Annotated in this window: 18 protein-coding genes; 9 read left to right on the top strand and 9 right to left on the bottom strand. The window is 54.6% G+C overall.

The features are described from left to right. Positions 1-7: 7 nt before the first annotated feature. Positions 8-718 carry a phosphatase PAP2 family protein gene (locus ABJG22_RS03910; protein WP_348018939.1) on the bottom strand — a complete coding sequence of 237 codons (711 nt, stop codon included), beginning with the start codon at positions 716-718 and terminating at the stop codon, positions 8-10. Between the two features lie 258 nt (positions 719-976). Then, the gene (locus ABJG22_RS03905; protein ID WP_348018938.1) at positions 977-1,369 is read right to left on the bottom strand and encodes a hypothetical protein; all 393 of its coding nucleotides are present in this window, start codon (positions 1,367-1,369) and stop codon (positions 977-979) included. A gap of 852 nt (positions 1,370-2,221) precedes the next feature. Here ABJG22_RS03905 and ABJG22_RS03900 point away from each other — a divergent pair. Both ABJG22_RS03900 and ABJG22_RS03895 read left to right on the top strand, forming a co-directional pair. Next, positions 2,222-2,983: an NRDE family protein gene (locus tag ABJG22_RS03900; RefSeq protein ID WP_348018937.1), complete on the top strand. Its 762-nt coding sequence runs from the start codon at positions 2,222-2,224 to the stop codon at positions 2,981-2,983. A gap of 105 nt (positions 2,984-3,088) precedes the next feature. After that, complete coding sequence (locus ABJG22_RS03895; RefSeq protein WP_348018936.1) at positions 3,089-3,580, top strand: cytochrome c family protein; 492 nt, start codon at positions 3,089-3,091, stop codon at positions 3,578-3,580. Between the two features lie 33 nt (positions 3,581-3,613). Here ABJG22_RS03895 and ABJG22_RS03890 read toward each other — a convergent pair whose 3' ends face one another. Next, positions 3,614-4,189: a DNA-3-methyladenine glycosylase I gene (locus tag ABJG22_RS03890; protein ID WP_348018935.1), complete on the bottom strand. Its 576-nt coding sequence runs from the start codon at positions 4,187-4,189 to the stop codon at positions 3,614-3,616. A gap of 49 nt (positions 4,190-4,238) precedes the next feature. Next, complete coding sequence (locus ABJG22_RS03885; RefSeq protein WP_348018934.1) at positions 4,239-5,552, bottom strand: isoprenylcysteine carboxylmethyltransferase family protein; 1,314 nt, start codon at positions 5,550-5,552, stop codon at positions 4,239-4,241. Between the two features lie 133 nt (positions 5,553-5,685). Between ABJG22_RS03885 and ABJG22_RS03880 the strand changes: the two genes are divergently transcribed. After that, positions 5,686-6,873 (top strand): PQQ-dependent sugar dehydrogenase, encoded by a 1,188-nt coding sequence (locus tag ABJG22_RS03880; RefSeq protein WP_348018933.1) that lies wholly within the window; start codon positions 5,686-5,688, stop codon positions 6,871-6,873. A 16-nt stretch (positions 6,874-6,889) separates the two neighbouring features. Here ABJG22_RS03880 and ABJG22_RS03875 read toward each other — a convergent pair whose 3' ends face one another. Beyond that, positions 6,890-7,753, bottom strand: a complete 864-nt coding sequence (locus ABJG22_RS03875) for a DUF1499 domain-containing protein (protein WP_348018932.1) — start codon at positions 7,751-7,753, stop codon at positions 6,890-6,892. Positions 7,754-7,882: 129 nt separating this feature from the next. On the opposite strand from ABJG22_RS03875, the gene ABJG22_RS03870 reads away from it, so the two are divergent. From ABJG22_RS03870 to acs, 5 genes are all read left to right on the top strand, one after another. After that, the gene (locus ABJG22_RS03870) at positions 7,883-8,395 is read left to right on the top strand and encodes an N-acetyltransferase (RefSeq protein WP_348018931.1); all 513 of its coding nucleotides are present in this window, start codon (positions 7,883-7,885) and stop codon (positions 8,393-8,395) included. A gap of 47 nt (positions 8,396-8,442) precedes the next feature. Then, positions 8,443-9,003, top strand: coding sequence for a DUF1285 domain-containing protein (locus tag ABJG22_RS03865; protein ID WP_348018930.1), 561 nt, complete (start codon positions 8,443-8,445; stop codon positions 9,001-9,003). After that, positions 9,000-9,599 (top strand): CoA pyrophosphatase, encoded by a 600-nt coding sequence (locus ABJG22_RS03860; RefSeq protein ID WP_348018929.1) that lies wholly within the window; start codon positions 9,000-9,002, stop codon positions 9,597-9,599. Before ABJG22_RS03865 ends, ABJG22_RS03860 begins: the two co-directional genes overlap by 4 nt. After that, on the top strand, positions 9,596-10,816 hold the full coding sequence (locus tag ABJG22_RS03855; RefSeq protein WP_348018928.1) for a CCA tRNA nucleotidyltransferase: 1,221 nt from the start codon (positions 9,596-9,598) through the stop codon (positions 10,814-10,816). Before ABJG22_RS03860 ends, ABJG22_RS03855 begins: the two co-directional genes overlap by 4 nt. A gap of 74 nt (positions 10,817-10,890) precedes the next feature. Next, positions 10,891-12,861 carry an acetate--CoA ligase gene (acs, locus tag ABJG22_RS03850; RefSeq protein ID WP_348018927.1) on the top strand — a complete coding sequence of 657 codons (1,971 nt, stop codon included), beginning with the start codon at positions 10,891-10,893 and terminating at the stop codon, positions 12,859-12,861. Here acs and ABJG22_RS03845 read toward each other — a convergent pair. Beyond that, on the bottom strand, positions 12,858-13,535 hold the full coding sequence (locus ABJG22_RS03845; RefSeq protein WP_348019032.1) for a nitroreductase: 678 nt from the start codon (positions 13,533-13,535) through the stop codon (positions 12,858-12,860). The genes acs and ABJG22_RS03845 overlap by 4 nt on opposite strands. A 148-nt stretch (positions 13,536-13,683) precedes the next feature. Between ABJG22_RS03845 and ABJG22_RS03840 the strand changes: the two genes are divergently transcribed. Continuing rightward, positions 13,684-13,863 (top strand): hypothetical protein, encoded by a 180-nt coding sequence (locus ABJG22_RS03840; protein ID WP_164115781.1) that lies wholly within the window; start codon positions 13,684-13,686, stop codon positions 13,861-13,863. Between the two features lie 21 nt (positions 13,864-13,884). Here the strand turns inward: ABJG22_RS03840 and ABJG22_RS03835 are convergent, their stop codons facing one another. From ABJG22_RS03835 to parC, 3 genes are all read right to left on the bottom strand, one after another. Beyond that, positions 13,885-15,642 (bottom strand): sodium:solute symporter family protein, encoded by a 1,758-nt coding sequence (locus ABJG22_RS03835; RefSeq protein WP_348018926.1) that lies wholly within the window; start codon positions 15,640-15,642, stop codon positions 13,885-13,887. A gap of 11 nt (positions 15,643-15,653) precedes the next feature. Further along, positions 15,654-15,947: a DUF4212 domain-containing protein gene (locus ABJG22_RS03830; protein ID WP_348018925.1), complete on the bottom strand. Its 294-nt coding sequence runs from the start codon at positions 15,945-15,947 to the stop codon at positions 15,654-15,656. Between the two features lie 136 nt (positions 15,948-16,083). Then, positions 16,084-18,357, bottom strand: a complete 2,274-nt coding sequence (gene parC / locus ABJG22_RS03825; protein WP_348018924.1) for a DNA topoisomerase IV subunit A — start codon at positions 18,355-18,357, stop codon at positions 16,084-16,086. Positions 18,358-18,364: the final 7 nt, after the last annotated feature.

Raw genomic sequence — 18,364 nt, 5'->3', positions numbered from 1 at the left:
ACCAGCGCTAGAGCAACTTCAGCAACTGCGCAAAGTCCCGTACATCCTGCAACATGGTCGCAACCTGAAACAGAAAGAGGAAAAAGACCGGATAGAAAAATGCGGGGTGGGACATGGACCAGCCAACAATCCGTTTCAGGACCTTGCTATTCCGCAACAGCCAGATACCGGCCAGCGCAAAGCCTATGCCAATGATCGCGCCAATCACGATGTCGCTGGTATAATGCAAGCCGAGATAGATGCGCGGAAAGGCAATAAATATACTGCTGTATAGAAAGGCAAACAGCCCCCAGCGCCGCGATACCATGAAGATTCCCGTTGCCATGGCGAAGAAGAGGATCGCATGATCGCTCGGGAAAGAGCTGTTCGCTATCATATCGGGCGCGAGAGCCTTCAAACTATCCGGCACCTGCATATCCAGCGAAGCCTCGAGAAAAGGCCGCAGACGAAAGGAGGAATAGTTTGATAGAAAACGCGCAAAAATTTCGCCGAAAACGCTGGCGACAAGCGCGGCCAGAATCGTCGTCCGATTGCCTATGATCCGATCCTTTTTCTCCGCCTCGATATCCGCGGGAACCCAAAGCCAGGCGAACAACATGATCGCGACCAACATACCGCCTTTGGCGAGGTGGCTTGAAGAGAGAGTCAATATGAAACCATCAAACAGCTGGGACTTGCCCAGCAGGTAATTCATACTCTGTGAGATTGCTGCATCCATCTGATCATACCTTTCCTTGCGAACCGGGAGCGGTAACCCTGCCCCGATGTACAGATATCCGTTTAGACCCTTTCAACCAATAAACCTGTTTGGGCACATTGTGAACTAGGATGGATTTGCGGTGATTTTCCTGACCGATACAGACAAGCCGCTCCCATTCGCGTGGCCGACTCTGTTACCATCTGGATAAGCAGGGAATGTTGCGGCTGTTACCGTAATTCTGAGGATGACTAACTCAATTACGCAACTCCACCGTGATTACATATGTGCAGGAATACCATTTGTTTCAAGCTGTATCATGAGTTCTTTGGCCGCATTCTTCAGCTCGATCGGAATATCTTGGATGCGCTCAAAGTGAAGCGTGTTATCAGAATCACGGTGAGTTTCTATCCACCTACTCAACATCTCGGCAAAATTGTGGGCGAATGTCACCTCATTTTCAAAAATAATAACGCCAACACTGACACTAGTTTCTCTGTCTAGATGATATATGTCCAAAAACAAATTTACACTTCCGTCCAAGGCGTTGTATCGCTCTCCTTTGCCCAAGGATTCCCAAGATATTAGGCTCTGTACAGCTAAAATCAGTTCGGCTCTCGCGGACGGAGCTTGGGATAACTGATCCCATCTTCTTGGATATATAAGTTTCATATTATCAATCAATAATTTTTGGAATTACGGTGACAGGTGCAATAACCCCCAAACACCAACTATTCTAGGTTTTGGTCCCCGTTTTGCCGCCGTCAGTTTCCTGCCAATCTGTCGCTCCATTGCTGCAACCCAGGCATCACTTCCCGCCGGGCGGACCATATGTTCTGCTTTTCTCAATGCCATAGAGGCCGCTGCCTGATCAAATTCTTGATCGAGGAATTTGTCAAATCCACCATAGCGTTCCAGCACTGGCGCGACTTTCACGACGTGATCGTCGGTGCCGGACAGATGCGCATTGACGCTTGACCCGAGGGGGATTGGGACCGAGTCTAACTAAGTAGTTTAGCGACTTTGGCGCTCCAGATGAACTATATGATGCTGGAAAAGAAATAGAAGATTTCTATCGTCAAAATTGGAACTAAATTACGGCCACAGTCACACCAATCCCCAACACCCCTTTCCTACAACAACCCCCATCATCTATCCTTCCCGCCGTCCTGCCACCAAGCGCAGGACCGGCTCTTTGACAATCTGGATATAAGACAAACCCCTTCCGCACGCTCGCGGGGATCAAACAGGCCAGAGTGAGACCCCGCCACAAAGGTTACACTCGCCACGCCATTTTTGACCCAAAAAATCAGGATATTCGTGGCTTAGCGGCAGAGGCCGCAGAAAATAAAAAATCCATTTTCTGTCAACTTTGCGGCGCGGAATTGGTGGAGCCAGCGGCCTGATAGGCAGGAGATATGGTTCCAGTATCGCCAATTCCCCAATTTTTATGACGGAAAAACACAAATTTTCCGAGCATCAGAATCTGGTCGCCAAGCCTATGCGATTTGCTATTGGTCCCTCATGTGCATCATTTCACTTGCGTGGCAAGCGCACCCACATTGGAAGCTTATCGCCATTGGCAACCGCGATGAAATGCATGGCCGGTTGGCCGAACCGCTCGCACGCTGGAAGAACCACGAACACCTGTTGGCCGGGCGGGATGCGGTGGCAGGCGGGACTTGGCTGGGGGTGTCTGAACAGGGTCGCTTTGCCGTCGTCACCAATGTCAGCGGCTATGGAACACCCGACAGCAATCTGCATTCACGCGGTGACCTTCTGAAAGACTTTTTATCGGGTGATGGTCGGTGTTCCAATCTGGATGCCATATCATTTTCGGACTTCAACCCGTTCAATCTGATCACCATTGCGAACAACCAAGCCATTGTGCATTCCAATCGACCGGACAATATCAGCAGGCCCCTGGAACCGGGAATCCACGGCCTTTCCAATGGTCTGTTGAAAAGACCGTGGCAGAAGGCAAAGCATCTCAATGCGGCGCTGGAACAATGGCTCCACAATGGTTCGAAAGACCCCGGAATATTGCTAGATGCGCTCGCCAACCGGACAAATTATCCCTCCACGAAGGACAAAGCTGTCCAGCCGCCAACCCAATTTGAGCCGGAAAGTTCCGGGATATTCATCCATAATCCTGTGTATGGAACACGTTGCAGCACGATTGTCGCGATCGATCATAAGGGCAATGGATCGATCATCGAACGACGCTATGCCGCTTCCTCGGAAACGACCGGTGAAGATCGTCTATCATTTTCCTGGCCCGCCTAAGCTATCGGGACCCGTTATTTGCGCGACTGGCCGATGAAAGACTTGATCCTCAAAAGCCGAAATGACAGATGGGGCCTTCAATCGGCAATTCGATAGGAAGATAATATGGTTCGGATGAAATCAGCAGCGGCCATAGCCGCTATATCGCTTTTGACGGTAGGCTGTTCGGGCGGTGGTTCGGAAACCGAAAAGCCCGCGTCCAATACGACCGAAGCTGCTCCATCCGCCGATAGCGGCCCACCGGCTGCTGATGATGTCACAACGTTAAACGGTGTAGAATATGCAAGCCTGACCGGTGATGCGGCCGCTGGTAAATCTGCCTTCATGCAATGCCGAACCTGCCATGTGGTCGACCCTGGGATGAACCGCGTCGGCCCGTCGCTAGCGGACATTGTCGGCCGCGACGCCGGCTCGGTGGCCGGCTTCAAATATACGCCCGCCAACAGGGATAGCGGTATCGTCTGGACGGAAGAAAAACTGTTCCAATTTCTCGAGAAACCCCAGCGGGTCATCCCGAAAACCAAGATGATTTTTGCCGGCATGCCCAATGCGCAGCAACGCGCAGATGTGATTGCCTATCTTAAAAATCCGAACTGATCGGTGCATCAGCCTAAGAAACGATCAACAATATCAGGCTTTCCAGCATCCGGCGAGATGGTCGTCGGTCATTCCGATCGCCTGCATATAGGCATAGATAATCGTGCTGCCGACGAAGCTCATACCGCGTTTCTTCAGGTTTTTGGAGATGATATCACTGACCGGAGAGGTGCTCGCCATGTCAGAGAAACGCTGGGGACGGTTGATCGGTGCCGGACCATCAAGATGACCCCATAGCCAGCTATCGAAACTGCCGAATTCTTCCTGAATATTGAGAAAAGCCAACGCATTTTTGCGGACCGAATATATTTTCAGCCGGTTGCGAATAATCCCCGCATCATCCCGTAAAGCTTCCAGTTCACCATCGTCCATTGCAGCGCAGCGTGCGATATCAAAACCATGGAACGCGCGGCGATAGCCATCGCGTTTGCGCAAGACTGTCTCCCAGCTTAAACCCGCCTGTGCGCCTTCGAGGATCAGATTTTCAAAAAGCAACCGGTCATCATGGACCGGTACCCCCCATTCATGGTCATGATAGTCACCGTAAAATTCCTTGCCCGCCTGTCCGCCGAAGCACCGGTGCTTCCCGTCTGATCCAACCACTGTCATGGCGCTTGACTAGCGTCTACGCCCGATTTCGACAATGCTATTCAGCAAGCTAGACCCCCGGTTTGCGTCCCGGGTCTGCCGGCCACCAACCGATCTTCCGCTTGCCCCAATTCAGGAGCCGGGGGATCGGTGCATTGCGGTCCATCCACTCGGCATATTCCTTATATTTGGGGTCGCTGAGCAGATGCTGTTCTTCGGTCTTCGCCCGCCAATAATAGACGCCGCTGACCACGGCCATCAGGACCGTGTTGCGCACAAAGTCGGTAAAGCTGCCCGAAGTCACCAGAAACGGCATGGTCGCAAGCCACCAATAGGCATTTTTCGCGATATAGGCGGGATGCTTGGTCCAGCTATAGGGGCCATGGGTCAATATCCCGCGATGGGTGAGATTAGAAAAGCGCAAGCCAAAGGCCACGGTCGCCCATGCATAGACAGCGGTGAGCAAAATCAAAATGCCGCCCCAAATCCAGAGAATAGTCTCATGACCGTCGAGCCAATGGGCCCAATCGGCGGTGTTGACATGATAGTTGAGCGGGCCGTTTTCTCCCATCAATATGAACGGCGGATAGCAAATCAACGCCGCGACCCATCCACCGAGATAGGGATTGGCGGTGCGGATATGGGCATCGAGCGGCTTCATCGTCAGCAAATATCCGATGGTCGCAAATTGGACGTCGACGACAAACATCGCGATAATCAGCCAGCGTGCAATCGCCACCGGATCTCCCATGATTTGATCGATATCAAGCCGGACGAGATCGCCAAAACCACCGGGCACGATCGAGAGCATGAAGGCGAGGAAAAACCCCTTCACCGCCCAAGCACGCAGATGGTGATATATTTCCTCGCGATCAAACGCGCCCTTCCTGCCGGTCAGCAACTGGCCAAAATGCCACGCACCATCACGCGGTTCCATGGCAAAACGATCCATGAATAGAACATAAGGAATGGACAATAGGAACAGACAGGGCGCTGCTATCTCCATAATTTGCATCGAAAATTGATATTGCCCCATCCAATACCAGCGTCCGACACAATAAAAGATCGCGATAATGCCCCAGGTTGCCCATAGGCCCGCCAGCTTCACCCGGCTGACATCAAATGTTTCCTTAAGGGGCTTCGGATTGCGCCAATCCATCCCTGTGGAAGGGCGCAAATGCACCTTGTCCATCAGGAGCGACCAAATCACCATCGGCACCGCACAGGCCAAACAAGCCGCCAATGCAAAATAGGCGCCGTCCAGACCATATTGCCGCGCGATCAATATCCAAGAGGCCAATCCGATCAAGCCGGCCACCCCCACACCATGGGAGACCGCCGACTGCGGACGCGGGTCATCACTCTTGGATTTTCGTCCCAACATTGTGCCTCCTTTAACCAACAATCGTAAGCATCCGGTGAATAAGGCGTCTCTTGGGGAATCTTCCTTGGATTGGTCTAGGAATTTTACCCCAACTCCCTTATGCTACGCTCTAAAGGCAGATGGAATCAATTTAATGATAAAACACGGGAATCTCATGAAAAATATCGGGCTTTCATTCTCAGCCGCACTTCTGATGGTCGCTTGCACCAATGGTGACGATGCACAGGCAACGGGCAGCACGTCGGAAGAAGTGCAAAAGCTAACCGATATTTCTCCGGTTGACCGCAAGCCATTTGAAACCGATGAAATTGCTAGCTTTGATGAACCATGGGCGATGACCTTCCTTCCCGATGGCCGCATGTTGGTGAGCGAAAAAGCAGGCAAATTGCAACTGGTCGATACCCAAGGACAGAAAACCGAGATCAGCGGCATACCCGCAGTGGCCTATGGTGGTCAGGGCGGCTTCGGCGATATCGTACTTGCTCCCGATTTTGCCACCAGCAATATGGTCTATCTGAGTTGGGCCGAAGAAGGAACGAATGACACGCGGGGCGCTGTGGTTGGCCGCGCCAAGCTTGTTCTCGATGGTCCAAAACCGGCGCTCGAGAAGCTTGAAACCATCTGGACGCAAACGCCCAAAGTGACCGGCAAAGGGCATTTTTCTCACCGCATCGCCTTTTCGCCCGATGGCCAATATCTGTTCATTGGTTCGGGTGACCGGCAAAAATTTGATCCCGCGCAGGACATGGCAGCCAATCTCGGTAAGGTCGTAAGACTCTATCCGGACGGCAGCATCCCCAAAGACAATCCGTTTGTCGATCAGGAAGGCGCGCTTCCCGAAATCTGGTCTCTGGGTCACCGCAATATTCTAGGCTTGGCCTTTGACGGAAAAGGGCGGTTGTGGAACCAGGAAATGGGGCCGCGCGCTGGCGATGAGCTAAACCTTGTCAAACGCGGCACCAACTATGGCTATCCGATCGTTTCCGAAGGCGATCATTATGATGGTCGGAACATTCCCAATCACGACACCCGTCCGGAATTTGAAGCGCCAAAAGTCTCTTGGGTGCCAACCATCGCCCCGGGTGGTTTGATCTTCTATTCCGGTGATCTGTTTCCCGCGTGGCAGGGCAATGCTTTTATCGGCGGTCTCGCCAGTCAGGCACTAATCCGCGTCAGTTTCGACGGCGACAACGCCAAGGAAGCCGAACGTTTCCCGATGGAAAATCGCATTCGCGAAGTGGAACAAGGGCCCGATGGAGCGATCTATCTGCTGGAAGATGGCGAAGGTGGCCGAATGCTGAAACTAACGCCAACCGGCTAAGCTTTTCTCAGCAGGTCTATTGCGACGCGGTGGTTGTTCCCGACAAATCGCTCAAAAACTGGCGGATGCGTTTTGCATTCATTCCGAGATCATGCGCTCCAACGCGGCTGACCGACCGCATGTCGATGATGCTGGCCGCCCCATTTTCGGCGGCACGCGCTCTGATGACAATATCTTCCTTAAACCGGAAGAGCGATACAGTGTCGGTCGCTTCCAAATTACCCGCAGCCGGATCGACGCTGATAATTTTCCAGCCACGGCCCTCTGCCAGTCGCTTGGCTTTCTCGATGACCACGCCCACCGGCTGATCGATACGAACCGAGCGGATATCGGAATAGGCGTCTTGATGTGCGGTCGCCCAACGCTGGCGAGGGTTCATACCGCGCATATCACTGTCATCCGCACCCGGAATATCATCCCAATTGTCGGCGCGCAGAGTCAGAGCGGTAAATTGCGGCGGATCGGCAAGATCAGTGGTAATGTCGTGGATAGCAGGAAGGGTCACATAGGCGGTAGCGTAAGGCATTAGATAGCCCAGAAAACCAAGAGTTCCGAGCACACCCAATCCCAAAAGCGGCCAGCGCGTCTTGCGGCCTTTTCGTCGGTTGAACACGACAAAAGCTATCGCGAGAATAAGCGTGAGCAAGGCGGTTAGAACAATCCATGGCACTGCCGCCAGACCTTCTTGCCAAGCCCAAAAACCAACAGCACTTCCGCCTGCGGCGATGACATAGGCAAGCGGTGTACCCAAGCCCAGCAGCGCAACAAGCCAACCTTTGGGATCTCGCCGCAACGAACCAAACCGTCCCGATTTCACCGGTGCAGACACCGGAGGTGCTTCACTGGTGGATGGCTCGCTTGTCTGATTTTGATCGGTCACACACAAACTCCCTTATCAGATCAATCTTTTAGCTGGCGCTCCACGATCATGCAAATGCAACCTAAGTGGCTCGACTTTTAGTGTAAAGCGGAGTAGCGCGCGCTTTTCCAGATATATGAGACACATGACTTGACCAGCATCATTCCTCTTGCCGAAATCGATCCGCAACTTGTCGACGCCCTGCTTGACGCCGCCTTTGGTAAGGACCGGCACGACCGCACCGCCTATAAGTTGCGCGAAGGCATGGATATGCTCGAAGGCCTGTCAATCGCTGCCGTGGACGAAGAAAAGCACGAGCTTCTCGGGTCGATACAATGTTGGCCCATTGCCCTGACCGACGATGACGGCAAAATGCACCCGATGATCATGGTCGGTCCGGTAGCGGTCTATCCCGATTTCCAGCGCGAAGGCATTGGCCGGGCGATGATGGCAGCCCTTCTTAAGGAAATTCAGCCCAATGATCCGCTCCCATTGGTGATGATCGGAGACCCGGAATATTATGAGCGGTTCTTCGACTTTACCGCAGAAGCCACCCAGGAATGGACGCTGCCCGGGCCATGGGAACCCTCGCGGCTATTGGTGCGCGCCAATCCCAATGTTTCTTTGCCGAGAACAGGTACGCTAGGCCCTTGGCCAAGATAGCGCGTCTAAAGCTTTACAGAAATGGCGGCGGGCAATAGGCCAGTCCTATGCCCTATACGCCGCCGCCCGAACTTGCCTCACTCTCCCTTGCGGAAATTGCCGAACTGGCTGAATCCCAGAAACTTCCGCCCGTAGATCAGTGGGACCCGCAAGACACCGGCGATAGCGAGATGCGTATAGCCGCAGACGGGACCTGGTATCACCAAGGTGATCCGATCCAACGGCCCGCAATGGTCCGGGCTTTTTCCACCATCTTGCGGCGTGAGCCGGATGATAGCTACGCGTTGGTCACCCCCTATCAGAAATTGAGCATCGCCGTCGATGATGCGCCATTCGTCGCTGTGGAATTGGAAAGCGATGGCAAAGGTACCGAACGAACATTAGCATTCCGGTTGAACACCGACCATCTGGTGATCGCTGGTGCCGAGCATCATCTGCGATTTGGCGCAGATAAGCCGCAACCCTATCTACACGTGCGTGGTGGTCTGGAAGCGGTACTCGCCCGTCCGGTATATTATCAGCTTGTCGAACTGGCACTGGCGGAAAATGCCGACCCAGTCGGCATATGGTCTGCCGGTATTTTCTTTCCGATGGTGGCTCAACCATGACGCTGCGCGATCAACTGGAAAAGGCGCTGGTACAAGGACATGAAAATGACCTCGATCATCTGCTCTACAACGAGCGCGACCATATTGATGACCAGAAGGTGCTACGCGATGCAGCTGTGCTGATCGCAGTGACCGACCGCCCCAATCCGGGCGTGATATTCGTCCAGCGACCCCAGCATATGCGCAACCATCCCGGACAGGTCGCCTTCCCCGGTGGAAAGATTGACCCCGGCGACACGGATGCCATCGATGCGGCGCTGCGCGAAGCACATGAAGAAGTCGCACTGGATCGCAGCCATGTGGATATCATTGGCATGACGGACCGTTTCCAGTCGGGCAGCGGCTATAATATCCAACCGGTGCTAAGTGTCATCCCGCCTGATCTGCCTTTTGTTGCAGACCCGAGCGAGGTCGAAAGCTGGTTCGAGGCACCGCTCGATTTCCTCTTCGACCCTAAGAACCGGACCGTTCATGAAGGCACATGGAACGGACGCAAACGGCATTATTACGAGATATACTGGCAGGATTACCGTATCTGGGGAATTACCGCCGGTATTTTGAACAATCTGGAAAAAAGACTAGGCTGGGCGTCATGAGAATGCCACCTACAGACTGGGCCAACCGACGGGGCCTCGCGGCTCTGATCGCCGCTCTGGATCAAAAGGCACGCTTTGTCGGGGGTGCTGTGCGAGACACGTTGTTAGACCGAGAGGTAAAGGACGTGGACATTGCTACGCCCCTGCTACCGGACGATGTGATGGAACGTCTCAAGGCCGCGTCGATCAAGGTTGTTCCGACCGGAATCGCGCATGGCACGGTCACCGCTGTGCTGCCCGACGGACCCGTCGAGATCACAACCCTACGCCGCGATGTTTCAACCGATGGACGGCGAGCGACAGTGGCCTTTAGCGATGACTGGCAGGAAGATGCCGCGCGCCGGGACTTTACGATCAACGCGCTCTCTGCCGATCCACAGACACTGGAAATATTCGACTATTTCGATGGACTAGACGACCTTGAACATCTCCGGATCCGCTTCATCGGTTCCGCCGGGGAACGGATCGCGGAAGACCATCTCAGGATCATGCGCTATTTCCGTTTTCTGGCACGTTTTGGGCAGCAGCAGGTCGACGAAGAGGCATTTAATGCCTGCACCGCCGCTGCAGAAAAGCTTGAAACCCTGTCCCGTGAGCGGGTGGCGGACGAACTGTTAAAGCTGCTCAGCACGACAGATCCGAAATTTGCCATCAGCAAGATGCAAAGCACCGGGATTTTTGACCATATTGTCGAAGAAATTGACGAACATGCGGGAGATTTTCTGGACCAGATCGTCGCGCGGGAAGAACGACTACAGATTAAGCCGACTGCAATCCGCCGACTGGTTGCCCTGCTTCCCAAAGACGCAGAAAAAGCCAGCCGCATTGCCAAGAGTCTGAAGCTTTCGAAAAAAATGCAAAGGGCGATCGCCGAGCGCCATATACCCGATTTTAGCGTGGGCGCAGAAAAACGCGGTGCCAATCTAGCGGACATCCGCGCCCTTGCTTATCGCACCCATTTGGGCGCGGCTCGCGATATCGCCCTCCTCTTTGCCGATGACGGGGCTCTGCCCGACCTTCTCGCTCAGCTCAAAGACTGGCAAGTGCCAACATTCCCGCTCACAGGCGGCTATTTAATCGAACGGGGCCTGACCCCCGGTCCGATTGTCGCTCAGACTTTGGCAAAAATAGAGGCGGCATGGATTGCGCAGGGTTTTCCGGATGAGACGTGGATCAAAAAATTTGTCGAAGAGCAGGATTTAACCTCTCAGTCATAGGCAATAGTGACAGGATTGATATTTGCGGCGGGGAAACTATCCCGAACAAGAGCCGAAACAGGAGATGACGGACAATGACGAACAGTGCCGGGACAGACAATGCGGGACAAAAGGACTTGGTCGAGCTGATCGCGTCACCGCGCAACGACGCATCCACCCATTGCACATCAGCGGACTATGACCACCTCTATCAGCAAAGCATCACCAATCCTGACGGCTTCTGGTCGGATCAGGCGGAGCGTCTCGATTGGCTGACGGCACCGACAAAAATATCCAATTGGTCATACGATCCTGTCTCCATCAAATGGTATGAAGATGGCGTGCTCAACATCTGCCACAATGCGGTGGACCGTCATGTCGCCGCCGGCAAAGGCGATGTTACAGCGCTGACCTTTGAGCCCGATGATCCGAAGTCTGCTGGCCGCACGATCACCTATGCCGCGTTGCTGGCAGAGGTCATCAAAATGGCCAATTGCTTGAAGAAACTGGGTGTCCAAAAGGGCGACCGGGTGACCATCTATATGCCGATGATCCCCGAAGGCGCGATTGCAATGCTAGCCTGTGCCCGGATTGGTGCGATCCACAGCGTGGTTTTCGGCGGTTTCTCTCCCGATGCACTGGCTGGCCGGATCGAGGATTGCGACAGCAAGTTCGTGATCTGCGCGGATGGTGGCCTGCGGGGTGGCAAGCCAGTCCCGCTCAAGGCCAATGTCGATGCCGCCTTGGAGAAAGTATCGGTCGATGCGGTGCTGGTGATCAACCATACCGATAGCGATATCGCGATGACCGCCGGGCGCGATCATTATTATCATGATCTACAGACAGATGTGCCAGCGGATTGCCCGTGCGAACCGATGAATGCAGAAGACCCTCTCTTCATCCTCTACACATCGGGATCGACCGGCAAACCCAAGGGCGTGCTACACACGACCGGCGGCTATGCCGTCTGGGTCGCGACCACCTTTCACTATGTATTCGACTATCAACCTGGCGAGGTTTTCTGGTGTTCCGCCGATATCGGCTGGGTCACCGGACACAGCTATATCGTCTATGGCCCGCTGCTGAACGGCGCGACCGAACTGATGTTCGAGGGTATTCCCAACTATCCCGATTTCGGCCGTTTCTGGGAAGTGGTCGAAAAGCATAAGGTCAATATCTTCTACACGGCCCCAACCGCCATCCGTGCGCTGATGCGCGAAGGCGATGGACCGGTGAAGGCGCATGACCGTTCTTCCATCCGCTTGCTCGGTACGGTCGGTGAACCAATCAACCCGGAAGCCTGGCGCTGGTATTATGATGTAGTCGGCGAAGGAAAATCACCGATCATCGACACCTGGTGGCAGACCGAAACCGGCGGCGTGATGATCACCACCCTCCCCGGCGCCCATGGCATGAAGCCGGGCAGCGCCGGCAAACCATTTTTCGGCATCCAGCCGCAGCTCGTCGATGGCAACGGCGGTGTTCTGGATGGTGCAACGGATGGCAATCTTTGCATCACTGCCAGCTGGCCGGGCCAAGCGCGCAGCGTCTATGGCGACCATGAACGGTTCATCCAAACCTATTTCAGCACCTACAAGGGCAAATATTTCACCGGTGACGGCTGCAAGCGCGATGCTGATGATTATTACTGGATTACCGGACGGGTAGACGATGTCATCAACGTCTCCGGGCACCGCATGGGCACCGCAGAGGTTGAATCCGCACTGGTATCCCATCCCAAGGTCGCAGAGGCTGCCGTCGTCGGCTATCCGCATGATATCAAGGGACAGGGCATTTATTGCTATGTCACGATGAACGCGGGCGTTGAGACGTCCGATGCGCTGGTTGCCGAGTTGCGCGGCCACGTCCGCACAGAAATCGGCCCGATTGCTACGCCGGACCATCTCCACCTGACACCAGCACTGCCCAAAACCCGTTCCGGCAAGATCATGCGGCGTATCTTGCGCAAAATTGCCGAAAATGATTTTGGCGCGCTGGGTGACACATCGACACTGGCAGACCCGAGCGTGGTTGATGCGTTGATTGAGGGGCGGTTGAACCGCTAGCCGTCAAAACCGACGAAAACCGCTGCTTCCTGAACCGGCTTGCGTGTCGACACCACCGCGTTTGCCGGAAATGTCTCATCCGGCCAACCAAGCGCGATGCTTTTCATGATCACCTGATCATCGGCAATCCCGGCATGTTCCCGAACCACGGGCGATTGCATGATACCCTGGCTGTTGATGACGGTACCCAGGCCGCGTGACCAGGCCGCATTCACCAGAGCCGTCGCGACGGCACCGCAATCGAACGGCGTATCGTCACTGCCGTCCAGCACTTTATCGTAGGTGATGATGACGCATACCGGCGCATCAAACTGACGAAAACCGCGCATGACCCAATCCTGCCGCGCGTCCTTGTCATCACGTTCGATCCCCATCGCGCCAAAAAGCTGTTTTGCCACGCCAATTTGCCGCTCGCGATGCGCACCGGCAAAAGCTTCACCCGTTCGAAATTCCCGCGATTGCGGGACACCGGCCAACATCCGCTCAGTATTGCCGGCCCGGATTTTTTCCAGCGGCTCACCGGTGATGACATAGAAATTATAGGGTTGTGTATTCATCGAAGATGGCGCGCGCATCGCCAGCTTCAATATTTCCTCGATCAGCTCTTTTGGTACCGGCTTATCCAAATATCCGCGCGTACTGCGGCGGCCGAAGATAACATCATCAAACTGCATCATTGGGTCCCTTTTAAAATATCCGTTGCTGGCTAGCGGAGAAGCGAGATCATGCAAACCCCACTTTAGACAAGATCAAAAACTGCCGTTGCCATCCATCCAACGCTATATCGGGTGCATGAAGGCGATAATCTGGTAAGCGGGGGCCATGAAAGAACATTTCGAACGCCATAAACAGCCTTGGAACAGCGAAGAGATCCAAAAGCTTCATGCCTTTGCGAAAAAAGGAATGACCCTCAAAGCCATTTCCAAAGCCCTGACCCGCAGCGAAGAATCAATCAAAAAACGCGCCAAGTCGGACAAGCTCAAAATTGCCAAAAAACGCTGACTTTTTGGGTCATTTAAACCGCTAACTGCTCCGCGGTACCCGGATATTATCAATCAGCTGACCGATCTCCTTCGGTGGACCATTGGTGAATTTCGCGACCGCAATCGCCACCACGAAATTTAACAGCATCCCAATCACACCAATGCCTTCGGGTGATATCCCGAACAGCCAGTTCGCCGCGACATTGCTTTCCGGCGACCAGAGTTTGAACCAGCCGATATAGAGGAAGGTGAAGGTCAGACCGGTCACCATACCGGCAATCGCGCCTTCGCGGTTCATCCGTTTGGAGAAGATACCCATGAAGATCGCCGGGAACAGAGATGCGGCGGCCAAGCCAAAGGCGAAGGCCACCACCTGCGCGACCCAGCCGGGCGGATAGATGCCCAAATAGCCCGCCACGACAATCGCTGCGGTTGCCGCCAGTCGCGCGGCCAACAGCTCTCCCTTTTCGGTGATCTTGGGCCGGAATGTTTTCTTGAGCAAATCATGGCTGATCGACGATGAGATAACGAGCAGCAGCCCCGCCGCCGTTGATAGCGCTGCTGCCAGCCCGCCCGCAGCGACCAATGCAATCACCCAGCCGGGCAGATTGGCGATCTCCGGATTGGCAAGCACCATGATATCGCGGTCGACATAGACCTCGTTCACATTGTCGTCCGCCGCCTCATTCTGCACGATCCGTTCGCCGTTGGTGCCGGCTTCTTCGGCAAATAAGGGTGCACCTTTGAAAGGTTCACCCTTACCCAGTTGCATTTTGCCATCACCATTTTTGTCGCGCCAGGCGATCAGGTCATTGCTCTCCCAATTTTTGAACCATGCGGGCGCCTCGGCATATTCCGTATTCTGTACGCTATCGATGAAGTTAAGCCGCGCAAAGGCGCCGACCGCAGGCGCGGTGGTGTAGAGCAGCGCAATGAAGACCAGCGCCCAGCCTGCCGACTTGCGCGCGTCGGATGCTTTGGGAACGGTGAAGAACCGGACAATCACATGCGGCAGACCAGCCGTCCCGATCATCAAAGCCGCGGTGATACAGAAGACATCGATCATCGACTTGCTGCCATCGGTATAGGCACCAAAGCCCATATCCTGCAGCACCAGATCGAGCTTCTGCAGCACATAAAGTCCCGAGCCGTCATTGACCGTGGAGCCCAGTCCCAGTTGCGGCACCGGATTGCCGGTGATCAGGAAGCTGATGAAGAAAGCCGGGACCATATAAGCGAAGATCAGCACGCAATATTGCGCAACCTGCGTATAGGTAATGCCCTTCATCCCGCCGAGCACGGCATAGACAAAGACAATGCCCATGCCGATGATCACGCCCAGGGTAATCGGGACATCGAGGAAGCGGGAAAATACAATGCCGACGCCGCGCATCTGCCCGGCGATATAGGTGAAACTGATGAAGATCAGACAGATGACCGCAACCACGCGGGCGGCCTTGGAATAGTAGCGCGTGCCAATGAAATCGGGCACCGTAAACTGGCCGAACTTCCGGAGATAGGGCGCGAGCAATAAGGCCAGCATCACATAGCCACCGGTCCAGCCCATCAGATAGACCGATCCGTCATAGCCGGAAAAAGCGATGATCCCGGCCATGGAAATGAAGCTCGCCGCCGACATCCAGTCCGCCGCTGTCGCCATGCCATTGACCACCGGATTAACCCCGCCGCCCGCGACATAAAATTCCTTGGTCGAACCGGCCCGCGACGCTATGGCGATACCGATATAGAGAGCGAAGGACAGGCCAACGAAAATATAGATGAGTGTCTGGGTTTCCATATCAGCCGCGCTCAATCATCAAGATCATATTGGCGTTCAATCCGCTTCATCCGGACACTGTAAAAGAGGATCAGCAGGATGAAGACATAGATTGATCCCTGCTGCGCGAACCAGAAACCGAGCGGATAGCCGCCAATCGCAAATTGATCGAGAAAGTCGCGGAACAATATGCCTGCACCAAAGGAAACGACGAACCAGATGCTCATCAAGGTCCAGAGCAAACGGATATTGGCCGACCAATAAGCCTTTTCTGCATCACTGGTCTTCGCGTCCTGTTCGGGCGCGTCTGGACTATTATCCGACATGCTAGCCTCCCCCTTTTTTTATTGCCGATCAGGCTAAGGCGTAAGGCAGGATTGCGCAAACATGTTTTGATATTGCTACTTGGCAATATCTCGAAATGTCGACGCACTCTCCCCTTCACAGCGAAGGGAACAGCTATCAATCAAACTTGCCGTTCTTCGGGAATCCGGTTGGTGGCAAGCGCCCAGCCGCGCCGCGCGCAACCCGCCACATGGTCAGGTCATTCTCGGTCCTTGTGCGGCCGCTGTCGCCGCCCATTGCCCAGCTAAGGCCTTCTTCCAATTTGAACACCGTCGCATCCGACAGTCCGCCATCCTTATAACGTTGCAACATCACGCCCTGCCCCTTTGCCATTTCGGGCATTTCGGAGAGGGAGAAGACGACCAGTTTGCGGTTTTCGCCAATGGCAGCCACATGATCCGCGCCTTCGGGAACCGGACGCACAACCAAAAGGCGCGCATCGCCTTTGAGATTGGCGACCTGGCGGCCCTTCTTCGTTTCAGCAACGACATCGGCAATATTCGCCACGAAGCCGCGCCCCCAAGTGGAAGCGAGCAATAGTTTTGCCTTCATATCCGCGACCATCAGGGCAATCGGTTCAGCGCCAGCCTCCAGATCGACCATAGATCCGACCGGTTCGCCAAAACCGCGCGCGCCAGGTAACTTGTCGGCACCGATGGTGTAGAAGCGTCCATTGTCGCAGCACATCAACAGCTTGTCGGTCGTCTGCGCATGGAAGGCATATTTCGGACCGTCGCCTTCTTTAAATTTGAAGCTGTCCGGCGCAGAAAGATCGGCATGGCCTTTCATCGCCTTGATCCAGCCGCGCTGCGACATGATCACGGTCACCGGCTCTTTCTCGATAAAGGCTTCCAGCGAGATTTCTCGCGCCGGTGCTGCCTCTATCAGCATCGTGCGCCGGGCACCCAATTCTGTATCCTCGGCGTAAAGCTTGCGCATCGCGGCGAGATCTTTTTTGAGCCGCGTCTTCTGGCGCGCCGGGCTCTCGATCAGTTTTTCCAGCCCATCGCGTTCCTCAAGCAACTTGTCCCGCTCGTTGCGCAACTCCATCTCTTCCAGCTTGCGCAAAGACCGCAGACGCATGTTGAGGATCGCTTCTGCTTGACGGTCGTTCAGGTCGAACTCGTCCATCAGCATCGGCTTGGGTTCATCATGATTACGGATAATCTCGATCACCCGGTCGAGATTGAGATAGGCAATGATATAGCCTTCGAGCAGCTCAAGCCGGGAATCGATCTTGTCGAGCCGATGCTGCGAACGACGAACCAGCACTTCAATCTGATGGACAATCCAGTGCTTCAGCACTTCACCGATACCCATGACTTTGGGCACTCGATCCTTGTCGAGCACGTTCATGTTAAGGGAAAAGCGATTTTCCAGATCCGACATGCGGAACAAGGCGTTCATCAAATCATCGGGATCGACCGCGCGGTTTTTGGGTTCGAGAACAATCCGAACCTGTTCATCGGACTCGTCGCGAATATCGGCGAGAATCGGGAGTTTTTTGTCGGCAATAATCTGGGCGATCTGCTCGATCAGCTTGCCCTTCTGCACCTGATAGGGAATTTCGGTGACGACAATCTGCCACGCGCCACGTCCCTCGGCGTCTTCTTTCTCCCATTTGCAACGCACCCGCATCGCGCCGCGTCCGCTTTCATAGGCGGCATCGATTACTGATTTGGGATCAACCAAAGTGCCGCCCGTCGCAAGATCGGGGCCTTTGATAATCTCCATGATCTCGGAATGTTCAGCCTTGGGGGAATCGATCAGCAGCGTCGCTGCATCGATAACCTCGTGGACGTTGTGGGACGGAATGCTGGTCGCCATGCCCACCGCAATCCCGCTGGCACCGTTGGCGAGCAGGTTCGGGAATAGCCCCGGCATGACCTCGGGCTCTTCGTCTTCGCCATTATAGGTCGGTTTTAGATCAGCAGCATTTTCATCCAGACCGTGCATCAGCTCGATCGCCGTGCGTGTCAGCCGGGCTTCGGTGTAGCGATAGGCCGCAGCATTATCGCCGTCGATATTACCAAAATTCCCCTGCCCGTCGACCAGAGGATAGCGCAGCGAGAAAGTCTGAGCGAGGCGGACCATCGCGTCATAAACCGATTGATCGCCGTGCGGGTGATATTTACCGATCACATCACCGACCACACGGGCGCATTTCTTGTAGCCTTGCGATGGGTCAAGCTTCAGCAAACGCATCGCCCACAAGAGGCGGCGGTGCACTGGTTTCAGACCATCGCGTAAGTCCGGCAACGACCGCGCAGTGATCGTCGACATCGCATAAATCAGATACCGCTCGGAAAGCGCCGCATCAAACGGTGCTTCTACAATGGCATCAAATTCATCTTCAGGCTCTTCAGGTGGAGCTTCGGTTACATCACTCATGAGCAAG

Source organism: Parasphingorhabdus sp. (genome assembly GCF_039939955.1).
GTDB lineage: Bacteria > Pseudomonadota > Alphaproteobacteria > Sphingomonadales > Sphingomonadaceae > Parasphingorhabdus.
Note: the sequence above shows the minus strand (reverse complement) of the source record. Positions and strands in the feature narration are given on the sequence as shown.

Coding starts and splice junctions, on each gene's coding strand:
- ABJG22_RS03905 (WP_348018938.1), bottom strand. CDS start 1,369: ATGAAACTTATATATCCAAGAAGATGGGATCAGTTATCCCAAGCTCCG.
- ABJG22_RS03910 (WP_348018939.1), bottom strand. CDS start 718: ATGGATGCAGCAATCTCACAGAGTATGAATTACCTGCTGGGCAAGTCC.
- ABJG22_RS03880 (WP_348018933.1), top strand. CDS start 5,686: ATGATAAAACACGGGAATCTCATGAAAAATATCGGGCTTTCATTCTCA.
- ABJG22_RS03845 (WP_348019032.1), bottom strand. CDS start 13,535: ATGCAGTTTGATGATGTTATCTTCGGCCGCCGCAGTACGCGCGGATAT.
- ABJG22_RS03855 (WP_348018928.1), top strand. CDS start 9,596: ATGAGAATGCCACCTACAGACTGGGCCAACCGACGGGGCCTCGCGGCT.
- ABJG22_RS03830 (WP_348018925.1), bottom strand. CDS start 15,947: ATGTCGGATAATAGTCCAGACGCGCCCGAACAGGACGCGAAGACCAGT.
- ABJG22_RS03895 (WP_348018936.1), top strand. CDS start 3,089: ATGGTTCGGATGAAATCAGCAGCGGCCATAGCCGCTATATCGCTTTTG.
- ABJG22_RS03900 (WP_348018937.1), top strand. CDS start 2,222: ATGTGCATCATTTCACTTGCGTGGCAAGCGCACCCACATTGGAAGCTT.
- parC (WP_348018924.1), bottom strand. CDS start 18,357: ATGAGTGATGTAACCGAAGCTCCACCTGAAGAGCCTGAAGATGAATTT.
- ABJG22_RS03840 (WP_164115781.1), top strand. CDS start 13,684: ATGAAAGAACATTTCGAACGCCATAAACAGCCTTGGAACAGCGAAGAG.
- ABJG22_RS03890 (WP_348018935.1), bottom strand. CDS start 4,189: ATGACAGTGGTTGGATCAGACGGGAAGCACCGGTGCTTCGGCGGACAG.
- ABJG22_RS03835 (WP_348018926.1), bottom strand. CDS start 15,642: ATGGAAACCCAGACACTCATCTATATTTTCGTTGGCCTGTCCTTCGCT.
- ABJG22_RS03860 (WP_348018929.1), top strand. CDS start 9,000: ATGACGCTGCGCGATCAACTGGAAAAGGCGCTGGTACAAGGACATGAA.
- ABJG22_RS03885 (WP_348018934.1), bottom strand. CDS start 5,552: ATGTTGGGACGAAAATCCAAGAGTGATGACCCGCGTCCGCAGTCGGCG.
- ABJG22_RS03865 (WP_348018930.1), top strand. CDS start 8,443: ATGCCCTATACGCCGCCGCCCGAACTTGCCTCACTCTCCCTTGCGGAA.
- acs (WP_348018927.1), top strand. CDS start 10,891: ATGACGAACAGTGCCGGGACAGACAATGCGGGACAAAAGGACTTGGTC.